Source organism: Streptomyces panaciradicis, assembly GCF_023516615.1.
In the GTDB taxonomy this organism is placed as follows: Bacteria; Actinomycetota; Actinomycetes; order Streptomycetales; family Streptomycetaceae; genus Streptomyces; species Streptomyces panaciradicis.
Window position 1 is genome coordinate 92,299 of sequence record NZ_JAMGBF010000020.1, and the last position, 13,614, is coordinate 105,912.

Annotated in this window: 12 protein-coding genes; 1 reads left to right on the forward strand and 11 read right to left on the reverse strand. The window is 71.7% G+C overall.

Annotation, left to right across the window (positions count from 1 at the left end; genetic code table 11):
• Window positions 1-117: 117 nt before the first annotated feature.
• From M8J74_RS09160 to M8J74_RS09205, 10 genes are all read right to left on the reverse strand, one after another.
• Window positions 118-969, reverse strand: coding sequence for a Pro-rich N-terminal domain-containing protein (locus tag M8J74_RS09160; protein WP_249835906.1), 852 nt, complete (start codon window positions 967-969; stop codon window positions 118-120).
• Between the two features lie 165 nt (window positions 970-1,134).
• Window positions 1,135-2,226, reverse strand: coding sequence for a 3-dehydroquinate synthase (aroB, locus tag M8J74_RS09165; protein ID WP_249835907.1), 1,092 nt, complete (start codon window positions 2,224-2,226; stop codon window positions 1,135-1,137).
• Window positions 2,223-2,738, reverse strand: coding sequence for a shikimate kinase (locus M8J74_RS09170; RefSeq protein WP_058926505.1), 516 nt, complete (start codon window positions 2,736-2,738; stop codon window positions 2,223-2,225). Before M8J74_RS09170 ends, aroB begins: the two co-directional genes overlap by 4 nt.
• A complete protein-coding gene (gene aroC / locus M8J74_RS09175; protein WP_249835908.1) occupies window positions 2,735-3,919 on the reverse strand; it encodes a chorismate synthase in 1,185 nt (394 codons plus the stop codon). Before aroC ends, M8J74_RS09170 begins: the two co-directional genes overlap by 4 nt.
• A 154-nt stretch (window positions 3,920-4,073) precedes the next feature.
• A complete protein-coding gene (locus M8J74_RS09180) occupies window positions 4,074-4,889 on the reverse strand; it encodes a shikimate dehydrogenase (RefSeq protein WP_249835909.1) in 816 nt (271 codons plus the stop codon).
• Entirely contained in the window at window positions 4,889-6,559 is a 1,671-nt protein-coding gene (gene mltG, locus M8J74_RS09185; RefSeq protein ID WP_249835910.1) for an endolytic transglycosylase MltG, read from the reverse strand. The genes M8J74_RS09180 and mltG overlap by 1 nt, the downstream gene beginning before the upstream one ends.
• 129 nt (window positions 6,560-6,688) lie before the next feature.
• The gene (gene ruvX / locus M8J74_RS09190; protein WP_058926501.1) at window positions 6,689-7,153 is read right to left on the reverse strand and encodes a Holliday junction resolvase RuvX; all 465 of its coding nucleotides are present in this window, start codon (window positions 7,151-7,153) and stop codon (window positions 6,689-6,691) included.
• A 35-nt stretch (window positions 7,154-7,188) separates the two neighbouring features.
• Window positions 7,189-9,861, reverse strand: coding sequence for an alanine--tRNA ligase (gene alaS, locus M8J74_RS09195; RefSeq protein WP_249835911.1), 2,673 nt, complete (start codon window positions 9,859-9,861; stop codon window positions 7,189-7,191).
• Complete coding sequence (locus M8J74_RS09200) at window positions 9,861-10,214, reverse strand: hypothetical protein (RefSeq protein WP_249835912.1); 354 nt, start codon at window positions 10,212-10,214, stop codon at window positions 9,861-9,863. Before M8J74_RS09200 ends, alaS begins: the two co-directional genes overlap by 1 nt.
• Window positions 10,215-10,223: 9 nt before the next feature.
• Window positions 10,224-10,667, reverse strand: coding sequence for a DUF948 domain-containing protein (locus tag M8J74_RS09205; protein ID WP_249835913.1), 444 nt, complete (start codon window positions 10,665-10,667; stop codon window positions 10,224-10,226).
• Window positions 10,668-10,820: 153 nt separating this feature from the next.
• Between M8J74_RS09205 and M8J74_RS09210 the strand changes: the two genes are divergently transcribed.
• The gene (locus M8J74_RS09210; protein ID WP_249835914.1) at window positions 10,821-12,974 is read left to right on the forward strand and encodes an ATP-binding protein; all 2,154 of its coding nucleotides are present in this window, start codon (window positions 10,821-10,823) and stop codon (window positions 12,972-12,974) included.
• Window positions 12,975-12,998: 24 nt separating this feature from the next.
• Here the strand turns inward: M8J74_RS09210 and rpsD are convergent, their stop codons facing one another.
• On the reverse strand, window positions 12,999-13,613 hold the full coding sequence (rpsD, locus tag M8J74_RS09215; RefSeq protein WP_058926497.1) for a 30S ribosomal protein S4: 615 nt from the start codon (window positions 13,611-13,613) through the stop codon (window positions 12,999-13,001).
• Window position 13,614: the final 1 nt, after the last annotated feature.

Below are 13,614 nucleotides of genomic sequence, written 5' to 3' on the forward strand. Positions count from 1 at the left end.
GGGGTGCGTGGGCGGTGGTGTGCCGGGTGCGGATGAGTGGGGGCTTGTCGCGCCCCGCGGCGGAGCCGCATGTCGACACAGCCCCGCGCCCCTCCGGGGGCGCTTACGCACCGGAGTTCACCAGCTCGGCGGGCTCGCGATCGACCGTGCCAGTACGTCGTCCAGGACCCTGGCCGTCTGGGGGACGTCCAGCTGGCTGTTGTCGATGATCGGGAGACCGGAGCCGTACCAGCCCGCCATGCGGCCGTGGATGCGGGCGACCTCCTCGTCGGTGAGGCGGCGGTTGCCGGAGCGCTCGGCGTTGCGTTCCAGGACGATCTCCAGTCCCGGGAGCAGGACGACCGGCAGCAGGCCCGGGCCGACGTGCCGCTTCCAGCCGCCGAGGCCGACCACGGGGCGGTCGGGGAAGACGGCGTCGTCGAGGATGCAGGAGATGCCGTTGGCCAGGAAGTTGCGGGCGGCGAAGCCGCAGGTGCGGCGGGCCAGGCGGTACTGGGCCTCGGAGTTGTCGTTCCACCCGGACTGCGGGTCGGCGAAGCCGGAGCGCACCCACTCGCGCACGTCGTCGAGGCTGATGTGGGCCGTGGGCACCCTGCGGTGCTCGGCCCAGTACTTGGCGACGCTCGTCTTGCCGGCGCCCGCGGGTCCGATCAGCAGGACCGCGAGGGTCGTAGTGGCCGGGTCCGGGGCGCTCGCGGGTGCCGTGCCGGGCATGGTGACCGGGCCGCCCGGCGGCAGCGGGACATGGCCGGTGGTGTCCGGGGGCGGCGGGGCCGGGCTGTGGGGCGGGCCGGGCGGGACCGCGCCCTGGGGTGCGAAACCCGGCGCGGGAGGCGGCGCGGGCACGGGGGCGGAGCCCTGGTGCGGCCCCGGGTGGCCCGGGTGGTGTGCGGCCGGCGACCAGCCGGCGCCAGGTCCGTGCCCCGGCTGGTGGGGCGGCGGCAGCGGAGAACCCACTGCGTGCTGCATCCGGTGCCACTCCGTCTCGTACAGGCGATTGACCCTGGCGGCAGGGCACGGGCCCCGCTTCCTACCGAACGGTACCGTCCCCGGCCGCCGTTTGCTGAACGGCCGGGGACGGCCCGAAGTGCCCACTCCCACAAGGCAAATGGGACAGAAGGCGCTCCGGCTGACTTACTCGCCCACTTCGCCGTACGCGGCGAGCAGCACGGCCGGGTCGGGGCCCTCCAGGACGGTGGGCTTGGCCAGGCCGTCGAGGACGATGAAGCGGAGCAGGTCGCCGCGGGACTTCTTGTCGACCTTCATCGCCTCCAGCAGCTTGGGCCACTGGTCGTAGCGGTAGTGCAGCGGGAGGCCGACGGACTCGAGGATCGTGCGGTGCCGGTCCGCCGTCGCGTCGTCCAACCGGCCCGCCAGACGGCCGAGTTCGGCGGCGAAGTGCATGCCGACCGAGACCGCGGCGCCGTGCCGCCACTGGTAGCGCTCGTTCTTCTCGATGGCGTGGCCCAGCGTGTGGCCGTAGTTGAGGATCTCGCGCAGTCCCGACTCCTTGAGGTCCGCGGAGACGACCTCGGCCTTGACCCGGATGGAGCGCTCGATGAGTTCGGCGGTGTGCGGGCCCTGGGGGGTGCGGGCGGCCTGCGGGTCGGACTCGATCAGGTCCAGGATCACCGGGTCGGCGATGAAGCCGGCCTTGATGATCTCGGCGAGCCCGGAGACGTAGTCGTTGACCGGGAGGGAGTCCAGCGCGGCCAGGTCGCACAGGACACCGGCCGGCGGGAAGAACGCGCCCACCAGGTTCTTGCCCTCGGCCGTGTTGATGCCGGTCTTGCCGCCGACCGCGGCGTCCACCATGGCCAGCACGGTGGTCGGTACGGCGATCCAGCGCACCCCGCGCAGCCAGGTCGCGGCGACGAACCCGGCCAGGTCCGTGGTGGAACCGCCGCCGACGCCGACGACGACGTCGGAGCGGGTGAAGTGGGACTGGCCCAGGGCCTTCCAGCAGTAGGCGGCGACCTCGGCGGTCTTGGCCTCCTCGGCGTTCGGCACCTGGATGGCGATCGCCTCGTAGCCCTGCTCGGCGAGGTCGGCCCGCAGCGCGTCGCCGGTCTCGGCGAGCGCCTCGGGGTGGACCACGGCGACGCGCTTGGCCTTCTCCCCGATCAACCCGGCCAGTTCGCCCAGGAGTTGACGCCCCACCAGGACTTCGTACGGCTCGGAACCCGCCGTGCCGCCGACCTGGATCCGGGTGACTGCCTCGCTCATGCCTGCTTCAACTCCAAAGCGTCGAGGGCGACTTGCGCGACCTCTTCGGGGGTGCGGCCGTCGGTCGCGACGACGACCGTGGCGACCTCCTCGTACAGCGCGCGCCGGGCCTCCATCAGCTCGCGCCACTGCTTGCGCGGGTTGACCGCGAGCAGCGGGCGGGCGGCGTTCAGCCCGGTGCGCTTGACGGCCTCCTCGACGTCCATCGAGAGGTAGACGACCCGGTGCCCGGCCAGCAGCGCCCGGATGTCGGCGTCGAGGATCGAGCCGCCGCCCAGCGCCAGCACGCCGTCGTGCCCGGCCAGCGCCTCGCGCACGGCGGCCTTCTCGATCGCCCGGAAGGCCGGCTCGCCGTCGTCGACGAAGATCTCGGCGATGGTGCGGCCCTGGGCGGCGACGATGTCGTCGTCGGTGTCCCGGAAGCCCACGCCCAGCGCCTCGGCCAGCAGCCGTCCCACCGTGGACTTGCCCACGCCCATCGGCCCGACGAGGACGACCTGCGCAGCGGTCATCGGATGGCCAGGTTGTCGAGGTACGACTGCACGTTGCGGCGGGTCTCGGCGACGCTGTCGCCGCCGAACTTCTCCGCCACCGCGTCCGCCAGGACCAGGGCCACCATCGCCTCGGCGACGATGCCGGCGGCCGGCACAGCGGAGACGTCGGAGCGCTGGTGGTGGGCCTGGGCGGCCTCGCCGGTGGCCACGTCCACCGTCCGCAGGGCCCGCGGCACGGTCGCGATGGGCTTCATCGCGGCCCGCACCCGCAGCAGCTCACCGGTGGACAGGCCGCCCTCGGTGCCGCCGGAGCGGCCCGAGACCCGCCGGATGCCCTCGTCGGTGCCGACGATCTCGTCGTGCGCCTTGGAGCCGGGGACCCGGGCGAGTTCGAAGCCGTCGCCGAGTTCGACGCCCTTGATCGCCTGGATACCCATCAGGGCACCGGCCAGGCGGGCGTCCAGCTTGCGGTCCCAGTGCACGTGCGAGCCCAGGCCGACCGGGACGCCGTAGGCCAGGATCTCCACCACGCCGCCGAGGGTGTCGCCGTCCTTGTGTGCCTGGTCGACCTCGGCCACCATCGCCTTGGAGGTGTCCGCGTCCAGGCAGCGCAGCGGGTCGGCGTCCAGCTTCTCCACGTCGGCCGGGGTCGGGTACACGCCGTGCGGGGCCCTGACCGAGCACAGCTCCACCACGTGGCTGACGATCTCGATGCCGGCCGTCTCCTTCAGGTACGACCGGGCGACCGCGCCGAGCGCGACCCGGGCCGCGGTCTCACGCGCCGAGGCGCGCTCCAGGATCGGGCGGGCCTCGTCGAAGCCGTACTTCTGCATGCCCGCCAGGTCGGCGTGGCCGGGACGCGGGCGGGTCAGCGGGGCGTTGCGGGCCAGCCCGGCGAGGATCTCCGGGTCGACCGGGTCGGCCGCCATGACCTGCTCCCACTTGGGCCACTCGGTGTTGCCCACCATGATCGCGACCGGGGAGCCGAGGGTGAGGCCGTGCCGGACGCCGCCGAGGAAGGTGACCTCGTCCTGCTCGAACTTCATACGGGCGCCGCGTCCATAGCCGAGCCGGCGCCTCGCGAGGTGGTCCGCCACCATCTCCGTCGTGATCGGCACGCCGGCGGGAAGGCCCTCCAGCGTCGCCACGAGTGCGGGACCGTGGGACTCCCCCGCGGTCAGCCAGCGCAACCTGCTCAACGGTGCTCCTCAGTGCTCGCGCCCCGGTACTGCCCTGCGTACGCGCGTCCTCGCGTACGGCGACGGCGCGACCGGGTGCGCGGATCCGGCCCGCCACCCCCGATCCTCCCATGTCCGGGATGGGACTCCGATCCGCGTCCGGCAAACGGACAGATCAGGCCGTCCGCGCGGCCTGGCGCATCGCGGCCAGCGGCGACCGCGGGTCCCCCGTGAACTGCCGGAACTGGAACACGGCCTGGTGCACGAGCAGGTCGAGGCCGCTCAGCACCGGGCCACCGCGGTCCTGCCAGGCGGCGGCGAGGGGCGTGGGCCAGGGCTCGTAGAGGACGTCGAAGAGGGTGCCGACTCTGGCGGGAAGCCGGGCGGCGAGGTCGTCGGTGCCTCCGGCGGGCGTCGTGGAGATCACCAATGGCGCGTCGAAGGCGCGTACCGCCTCGGCCCAGTCCGCCGGCCGCACCTGGACGCCGAGTCGTTGGCCCCACTGCCGCATCTCGTCGGCGCGCCGCTCGCTGCGGACGTACACCGTGACCTCGCCGGTGCAGAGCAGGGCCAGTGCCGCCAGTGCCGACGAGGCGGTGGCACCCGCGCCCAGGATGGCCGCCGACTCGACCTTCTCCACGCCCCGCTCCTGCAGCGCGGCGATCAGCCCGGGGATGTCGGTGTTGTCGCCGACGCGCTTGCCGTCCTCACGGAAGACGACGGTGTTGACGGCCTCCACCGAGGCCGCCGTGTCGGTGATCTCGTCGAGCAGCGGGATCACCGCCCGCTTGAGCGGCATGGTCAGGGACAGTCCCGCCCACTCGGGACCCAGCCCCTCGAGGAAGCCGGGCAGCGCGGCCTCGTCGATCTCGAACCTGTCGTACGACCAGTCGTCCAGGCCGAGCGCCCGGTAGGCGGCGTTGTGCAGCCGCGGGGACAGGGAGTGGCCGATGGGCGAGCCGAGCACGGCCGCCCTGTGGGTCGGTGACATCAGTTCTTGTTCCTCGACGCATTGAATTCGTCGACCAGCTTGTTGTGCTCGGCGAGCGTCCTGGTGAACTTGCTGGTCTTGCCGTCCAACGAGATGAAGTAGTACCACCCGTCGTGCGTGGGGTTGAGCGCGCCCCGGAGGGCTTCCTCGCCGGGGTTGTCGATCGGGCCGGGCGGCAGGCCCTTGACGTAGTACGTGTTGTACGGGTTGTTGTACTTGCGCAGCTCGGAGATGCTCAGGTCGATCTTGCTCTGGTTCTTGATGTAGTTGTACGTCGAGTCGAACTCGAGCGAGCCGTAGGTCTCGGGGTTGTTGCGCTTGAGGCGGTTGTAGACGACCTCGGCCATCTTGCGGAAGTCCTCGTGGCTGACGCCCTCGGCCTGGACCAGGCTGGCCACGGTGAGCAGCTGCCAGGGGTTGTCGAGGCCGAGGCCCTTGGCCTTGTTCACGAGGCCGAGCGCCGCGTACTTGTCGCTGGCCCGGGTGACCATGTCCTTCAGGACGGCCTCGGGCTTCTGGCCCTTGCTGGCCGCGTAGCTGGAGGGGTAGAGGAACCCTTCCAGCGGGTCCTTGACGTTGGGGTGGTCCAGCGCCCACGAGGGCAGGCCGAGCTTCTTGTAGTCGTTCTTCGCGACCTTCGCCGTGGTGCCGTCCGGGACGCCGAGGCGTTTGTCGATCAGTCCGTAGACCTGCGAGTTGCGCAGGCCCTCGGCGATGACGAGGTTGTCGCGGCTCTTGTTGCTCAGCATCAGATCGACCGCGCTCGCGGCCGACATGTGCTTCTCCAGGGTGTAGACGCCGTCCTGGATCTTCTTGCCGTCGGGGTTGGACTGCTGCGCCGAGACGAACGCGTCGACGCTCTCGACGACGCCCGCCTCCTTCAGCTTCTGCCCGATGACATAGCCGCCGGCGCCCTTGGGGATGACGACGGTGACCGACTGGCCGTTGCCGTCGCCCGCGAAGTCGGGAGCCGGGCCGAAACGATCCTGGTAGAACTGCCAGCCGAAATAGCCGACGCCACCGAGGCCGCCACCGAAGACCAGCACGAGCACGAGGCAGGCGCAGCCGTTGCGGCTCTTTTTCTTCTTGGGTTTCTTGCCGCCGCGCGCCTTGCGCCCCTCGGCGGGGTCGTCGTCCTCGTCCTCTTCCTCGTCGTCGCCCGCGAAGAAGGCGTGCTCGCCCTGGTCGGGGCCCGGGTCCCAGTCGGTCTGCGGCGGCTCGGGCTCGGCCTGCCGGCGGCTGGGCGGCTCCGGCGGAGGGTAGGCGTCCGGGGTGCCGTAGTAGTCGGACTGCTCACCGCCGTAGGAGGCGGCGGCCTGCTGGGCGTAGGGGTCGTGCGGGTCCGTGTAGGGGACGTCCTGGTACTGGACGTGGGTGTGTGTGCCCTGGCCCCACGCCTGCTGGTCGTACGACTGCTGCTGGGTGTGACCCGCGTAGTACTGCTGGTCGTACTGCTGGTACTGCTGCGCCTGCCCGTAGCCGGTCTGTTGGCCGTCGTGCCAGCCGCCGTGGTTCTGCTGCTGCGGCTGCTCTGGATAGTGCTGCGGCTGGCCGCCGTAGGGGGACTGCGGGCCCACCTGGGCCTGCTGTCCACCCCATCCGTCGTCCCCGTAGAACGGGTCCTCCGGATGCCACGGTTCGGAGCCTTGGCCCCGGCCATACTCAGTCATCAAACCCCTCGAGCCGCGAGGCGGTTGATCACGCGGCCTCGGTGGGGGCCCGCTCCCGGTTCCGCCTCTTGCTGTGCACCGGCTGTTCGATTCAGCGGCGCAATCGCGCGGAACGTTACCGTATCGCGATCAGATGACCACTTCGACGCCCTCGCCGGGTGCTTTACCTGACACCCGTTCGGATTCCAGGGCCTGCTGCAGGATGATCACAGCGGCTGCCTGGTCGATGACCGAGCGGCCCTTCTTCGACTTCACACCCGAGGCGCGCAGTCCCTGACTGGCCGTCACCGTCGTCATCCGCTCGTCGACCAGGCGGACCGGCACGGGCTTGATGCCCCTGGCCAGCTCCTGGGCGAAGGCGCGGACCTTCGCCGCGGCCGGGCCCTCGCCCCCCTTGAGGGAGCGAGGGAGGCCGACGACGACCTCGATCGGTTCGTACTCCTCGACCAGTTGGCGCAGGCGGCGGTGGGCGGCCGGGACGTCCCGGCCGGGAACCGTCTCCACCGGGGTGGCGAGGATCCCGTCGGGGTCGCAGGACGCGACCCCGATCCGGGCGTCCCCGACGTCGACGGCGAGGCGACGGCCCCGGCGCATCACCGGGCCGTCCTCACCGGATTCCTGTACTCCGCTCACTTGGCGGTGTCCGCCACGAGCCGCTCGACCGCGTCGACGGCCTCGCCGACGGCGGCCGGGTTCTGGCCGCCGCCCTGCGCGACGTCGGGCTTGCCGCCACCGCCGCCGCCGAGGGTCTTGGCGGCGGTGCGGACCAGGTCACCGGCCTTCATGCCGCGCTCACGGGCGGCCTCGTTGGTCGCGATGACGGTCAGCGGCTTGCCGTTGTTGACGGCGAAGAGGGCCACCACGGCGGCGCGTCCGCCCTGGATGCGGCCGCGCACGTCGAGGACCAGCTTGCGCAGGTCGTCGGGGGTCGTGCCGTCCGGGACCTGACCGGTGACGACCGCGATGCCGCGGACGTCCTTGGCGGACTCGGCGAGGCCGGCGGCGGCCTGCAGCACCTTCTCGGCGCGGAACTTCTCGATCTCCTTCTCGGCGTCCTTCAGCTTGCCGAGCATCGAGGAGACCTTCTCCGGCAGCTCCTCCGGGCGGCCCTTGAGCAGCTCGGTCAGCTGGTTGACGACCGTGTGCTCGCGGGCGAGGAAGCTGTAGGCGTCGACGCCGACGAGGGCCTCGATACGGCGGACGCCGGAGCCGATGGAGGACTCGCCGAGCAGCTTCACCAGGCCCAGCTGGGCGGTGTTGTGCACGTGCGTGCCGCCGCACAGCTCCTTGGAGAAGTCGCCGATGGTCACGACGCGGACGCGCTCGCCGTACTTCTCGCCGAACTCGGCGATGGCGCCCTGCTTCTTGGCCTCGTCGATGCCCATGACGTCGGCGCGGACGTCGAGGTCGCGGGCGAGCACCTCGTTGATCTTGTGCTCGACGTCGGTCATCACCGTGTGCGGCACGGCGGACGGCGAGCCGAAGTCGAAGCGGAAGCGGCCGGGCTGGTTCTCGGAGCCGGCCTGGGCGGCCGTCGGGCCGAGCGCGTCACGCAGCGCCTGGTGGGTGAGGTGGGTGGCCGAGTGGGCGCGGGCGATGGCCTTGCGGCGGCGGGCGTCGATCGAGGCGACGGCCTTGGCGCCGACGGTGACCTCGCCGACCTGGACGACGCCCTTGTGGACGTAGACGCCCGGGACGGGCTTCTGGCAGTCGCGGACCTCGATGACGGCGCCGGAGTCGACCTTGATCTTGCCGGTGTCGCCGATCTGGCCGCCGCCCTCGGCGTAGAAGGGGGTGCGGTCCAGGACGATCTCGACCTCGTCGCCCTCGGTGGCGGCCGGGGAGGAGGCGCCGTCGACGAGGATGCCGACGATGGTGGACTCGCCCTCGGTGTCGCTGTAGCCGATGAAGTCGGTCTCTCCGACCTTGTCGGCGATCTCCCGGTAGGCGCCGGCGCCCGCGTGGCCGGTCTTCTTGGCCTGCGCGTCGGCCTTGGCGCGCTCCCGCTGCTCCTTCATCAGGCGGCGGAAGCCGTCCTCGTCCACGGACAGCCCCTGCTCGGCGGCCATCTCCAGGGTGAGGTCGATCGGGAAGCCCCAGGTGTCGTGGAGCAGGAACGCCTTGTCGCCGGGCAGGACCGTGCCACCGGACTGCTTGGTCTCGGTGACGGCGGTGTCGAGGATGTTGGTGCCGGCCTTCAGCGTCTTGAGGAAGGCGTTCTCTTCGGCGACGGCGACCTTCTCGATGCGCTCGCGGTCGGTGACCAGCTCGGGGTACTGCTGGCCCATCATGCCGATCACGGTCTCGACGAGGTCCAGCACGACCGGACCGGTGGCGCCGAGCAGCCGCATGTTGCGGATGGCGCGGCGCATGATGCGGCGCAGGACGTAGCCGCGGCCCTCGTTGCCGGGGGTGACGCCGTCGCCGATGAGCATGGTGGCGGTGCGCATGTGGTCGGTGACCACGCGCAGGGAGACGTCGGAGGCGTGGGCGGCGCCGTAGTGGACGCCGGTCAGCTCGGTGGCCTTCTTGATGACGGCCATGGAGGTGTCGATCTCGTACATGTTCTGCACGCCCTGCAGAATCATGGCGAGGCGCTCCAGGCCGAGGCCCGTGTCGATGTTCTTGCTGGGCAGGTCGCCGAGGATCTCGAAGTTGTCCTTGCCGGTGCCCTCGCCCCGCTCGAACTGCATGAAGACGAGGTTCCAGATCTCCACGTACCGCTCGTCGTTGACGGCGGGGCCGCCCTCGGCGCCGAACTCGGGGCCGCGGTCGTAGTTGATCTCGGAGCAGGGGCCGCACGGGCCGGGGACGCCCATCGACCAGAAGTTGTCCTTCATGCCCAGGCGCTGGATGCGCTCCATGGGCACGCCGACGACCTCGTGCCAGATGCGCTCGGCCTCGTCGTCGTCCTTGTAGACGGTGATCCAGAGCTTCTCCGGCTCCAGGCCGTAACCGCCCTTGTCCTGGGGGCTGGTGAGCAGCTCCCAGGCGAGCTTGATGGCGCCTTCCTTGAAGTAGTCGCCGAAGGAGAAGTTGCCGCACATCTGGAAGAACGTGCCGTGCCGGGTGGTCTTGCCGACCTCTTCGATGTCGGGGGTGCGCACGCACTTCTGCACGCTGGTGGCGCGCGGGAAGGGCGGCTTGACCTCACCGAGGAAGTAGGGCTTGAAGGGCACCATGCCGGCGGGGACGAGGAGCAGAGTCGGGTCGTCCGCGATGAGCGACGCCGAAGGGACGACGGTGTGCCCGCGCTCCTCGAAGAAGCTCAGCCAGCGGCGGCGAATCTCGGCCGACTCCATCAGTGGTCCTCATTCCGGTTGTACGAGTGCGTCTGGTACGTCGAGCCCTCGACGTACTTCGGGTTGTTGCGGTTCTCGATGGCGGTGTGGCGCCGGGGCGCGGGGAGTTCGGGGGCCGCGTTGATGCCGAGGGCCTCCCCCAGCTCCTCCTCCCGCAGGGCCATGTTGTCGCGGACCTCGAGCGCGAAGCCGACCGCGCGGTCCTTGATCCGGTGGCCGGCCTCGATGGCCTTGTTGGCCGCGGCGGCGGCCAGGCTCTCCGGGGTGAGCTGCTTGAGCTTGCGGTTGACCTTGGTGGTGGCCCACACACCGGCGGCCACGCCCGTGCTGAACCAGAACGTACGGCGGAACATCGCTAGGTCTCAGTCCTTCTTCCGCTTGCCCCGCCGAGACGTCGGGACGGTCCGGCCCACGATCACGGTACGCCTCGGCTCCTTCGTGGGCATGTCGTCCCGGCGGGTACCCAGCGCCCTGCGGACGCCGTACCCGAAAGCCGCGACCTTGACCAGGGGGCCGCCGAAGGTGGAGGCGACGGTGGTCGACAGGGCGGAGGCGTTCGAGGTGACCTCCTGGACGTCGGTCGCGATCGCGTCGACCCGGTCGATCTGGGTCTGCGCGGAGCGCACCGCGCTGGAGGCGTCGGCCAGAAGCGGGACGGCCTGGTCGGTCACGTCCGCGACGAGCTTGGTGGTCGCCTTGAGCGTCTGGGCCAGCCTCGCGAGGGCCACCGCGAGGAAGGAGACCAGGATCGCCCAGAACACGGCCACCAGGATCCCGGCCACCTCACCACCGGACACCACGCGCACCCGCTCCCTCAGCTTGCCCGAACATCGAAAAAGTCGTGGGCCGAGCCTATCGCGCCGGGGGTGGCGCTCCGCACCGGATTCCCTTCCACACACGGCCCGGGTCGCGCAAGGCGATTGTACGGACTGAATACGGTTCAGTACGCTCCGTATCCCATGCGGCAACATCAGCGCGACGGCGGTCCCGTGGGCGGCAACCTCCCCGAGGAGCTGGACGCGTTCGTGGGGCGCTCGGCCGAACTCGCCGGGCTGGCACGGGCGCTCGACACCGCCCGGCTGGTCACCGTGACCGGCGCGGGCGGGGTCGGCAAGTCGCGGCTCGCGGCACGGGCGGCCGCCCTGCACGCACCGCGCGACGGGGTCCGGCGCGTGGAACTGGCGCCGGTGCGGGATCCGCGGTTCGTCGATCACGCCGTCGCGGAAGCGCTCGGTCTGACCGACCACACGGCCCGGCCGCCGCGCGAGACGCTGCTCGCCGATCTCGCCGGGCGTCAACTCCTGCTGGTCCTCGACGGATTCGAGCACCTGGTGGAGGCGTGCGCCGGGCTGGTGGGCGAGTTGCTGCGGGCCGTGCCCGGGCTCCGGGTGCTCGCGGCAGGGCGCCGCCCGCTGGGCCTGCCGGGAGAGCGGGTGTTCCCGCTGGCGCCGCTCGGCGAGGACGAGGCGGTGCGGCTGCTCGCCGAGCGGGCCGCGCTGCACGGCGTGCCGGTCCCGGACGACGAGGACGTGCGCGCGCTGTGCCGGCGCCTGGACGGGATTCCGCTCGCGGTCGAACTGGCGGCGGGGCGGCTGCGGGCACTGTCCCCGGGTCAGCTGCTGGAGCGGCTGGAGGACCGGTTCCGCCTGCTGACCGGCGGCAGCTCGGACGGGCTCGCCCGGCACCGGACGCTGCGTCTGGCGATCGGCTGGAGCCATGAACTGTGCACCCCACGGGAGCGGCTGCTGTGGGCGCGGCTGTCGGTCTTCGCCGGGCGGTTCGACCTGGAGGCCGTCGAGTACGTCTGCGCCGGGCACGGTCTCGACGCCGACGACGTCCTCGACGTACTGACCGAGCTGCTCGCGCAGTCGGTGGTCGCGCGGGAGGAGACGCCGGCCGGGGTGCGCTACCGGATGCTGGACACCGTGCGGGCGTACGGAGCCGACTGGCTGGAGGCGACGGGGGACGCGGCCCGGCTGCGGCGGCGGCACCGGGACTGGTACCTGGGGCTGGCGATCTGGTGCGAGCTGGACTGGTTCTCGCCGCGCCAGGACGAGGTGGCCGAAAGGGTGGAGGCGGAGCTGCCCAATCTGCGCTGCGCCCTGGAGCACTGTCTGAACGAGCCGGAGGAGGCCCACCTGGGCCAGTACCTCGCGGGCTCGCTGTGGTTCTGCTGGGCGGGCTGCGGGCGGCTGGCCGAGGGGCGGCACTGGCTGGAGCAGGTCGTGCGGCTGGACTCGGGCCATGACCGGTCGCGGCTGAAGGCGCTGTGGGTGCTCGGGTACGTGGCGATCCTGCAGGGCGACACGGTGCCGGCGCTGGCGGCGCTGCGGGAGTGCCGGGAGGAGGCGGAGCGCTGCGGCGATCCGGCGGCGGTGGCGTACGCGGAGCACCGCACCGGCTGTCTGGCCCTGGTCACGGACGACATGCCGCGCGCGGAGCGGCTGCTGCGCTCGGCGCTGGAGCGCTACGAGGAGATCGGCGAGCTCAACAGCAATGTGCTGATGGCCCGGGTCGAGCTGGCGATGGCGCGCGCCTTCCAGGGCGATCTGCCGGGCGCGGTGCGGATGTGCGAGGAGGTGCGCCGGGTCTGCGAGGACCACGGCGAGCGGTGGACGCGCACCTACGCGCTGTTCGTCCTGGCGTACGCGGCCTGGGCCGACGGCGATCCCGCCGGGGCCCGTGCCCTGCTCGGCGACTGCCTCACCGGCGCCTACGCCTTCCATGACCTGCTCGGCTCGGTGCTGGCGGTGGAGCTGCTGGCCCTGGTCACGGCGGTGGAGGGCGACGCGGCCGAGGCCGCGGTGCTGCAGGGGGCGGCGGGCCGGATGTGGCCGTCGGTGGGGCTGCCGCTGTTCGGCTCGGCCTACTTCAACGCCCCGCACCAGCTGTGCGAGGCGACGGCCCGGGAGCGGCTGGGCGGCGAGCGGTACGAGGAGTGCGTACGGGAGGGGGCGCGGCTGGCGCGGGAGGCCGCCGTGTCGCGGGCGCTGGGGCGGCCGCTGGGGGCCATGCCGGCGCCGCGGGAGCCCGTGCGGTACGCGACGGCCGGCCCGCAGACGCACGAACCCGCCGCCTCCCGCGCCCGGAAGGGCGGGGAGACGGCGGGCTGAGGTGGTGCTACCGCCTGCTGGTGATCAGCGGGCGTAGTACTCGACGACGAGCTGCTCGTCGCAGATCACCGGGATCTCCTTGCGGTTCGGCTCGCGGTCCAGGCGGAACGCCAGGGCGCCGAGGTTCACCTGGAGGTAGCGCGGGGTCTCGCCGTCGGGGGCGAAGCCACCGGCGCGGGCCACCTCGAACAGCGTCTTGCTGCGGCTGCGCTCGCGGACCATCACGACGTCGTCGGGACGGACGCGGAACGACGGCTTGTCGACCTTCTGGCCGTTGACCTCGATGTGGCCGTGAACGACCATCTGACGGGCCTGGTAGATGGTGCGGGCGATGCCCGAACGCAGGACCAGGGCGTCGAGACGGCGCTCGAGCTCCACGATCAGGGCCTCACCGGTCTTGCCCTGCACCTTGGAGGCACGCTCGTAGGCACGGACCAGCTGGCGCTCGGAGACGTCGTACTGCGCGCGCAGACGCTGCTTCTCCAGCAGACGGACCTTGTAGTCCGAGTTCTGCTTGCGGCCACGGCCGTGCTCACCCGGCGGGTAGGGACGGGCCTCGAAGTACTTGACGGCCTTCGGGGTCAGCGCGATGCCGAGGGCACGCGACTTCTTGACCTTGGGGCGGGACTGGTTCGCCACT

Bases quoted from the DNA above. Each gene is read 5' to 3' on its own strand.
- M8J74_RS09160 (WP_249835906.1), bottom strand. From the start codon at position 969: ATGCAGCACGCAGTGGGTTCTCCGCTGCCGCCGCCCCACCAGCCGGGG.
- aroB (WP_249835907.1), bottom strand. From the start codon at position 2,226: ATGAGCGAGGCAGTCACCCGGATCCAGGTCGGCGGCACGGCGGGTTCC.
- M8J74_RS09170 (WP_058926505.1), bottom strand. From the start codon at position 2,738: ATGACCGCTGCGCAGGTCGTCCTCGTCGGGCCGATGGGCGTGGGCAAG.
- M8J74_RS09180 (WP_249835909.1), bottom strand. From the start codon at position 4,889: ATGTCACCGACCCACAGGGCGGCCGTGCTCGGCTCGCCCATCGGCCAC.
- mltG (WP_249835910.1), bottom strand. From the start codon at position 6,559: ATGACTGAGTATGGCCGGGGCCAAGGCTCCGAACCGTGGCATCCGGAG.
- ruvX (WP_058926501.1), bottom strand. From the start codon at position 7,153: ATGCGCCGGGGCCGTCGCCTCGCCGTCGACGTCGGGGACGCCCGGATC.
- alaS (WP_249835911.1), bottom strand. From the start codon at position 9,861: ATGGAGTCGGCCGAGATTCGCCGCCGCTGGCTGAGCTTCTTCGAGGAG.
- M8J74_RS09200 (WP_249835912.1), bottom strand. From the start codon at position 10,214: ATGTTCCGCCGTACGTTCTGGTTCAGCACGGGCGTGGCCGCCGGTGTG.
- M8J74_RS09210 (WP_249835914.1), top strand. From the start codon at position 10,821: ATGCGGCAACATCAGCGCGACGGCGGTCCCGTGGGCGGCAACCTCCCC.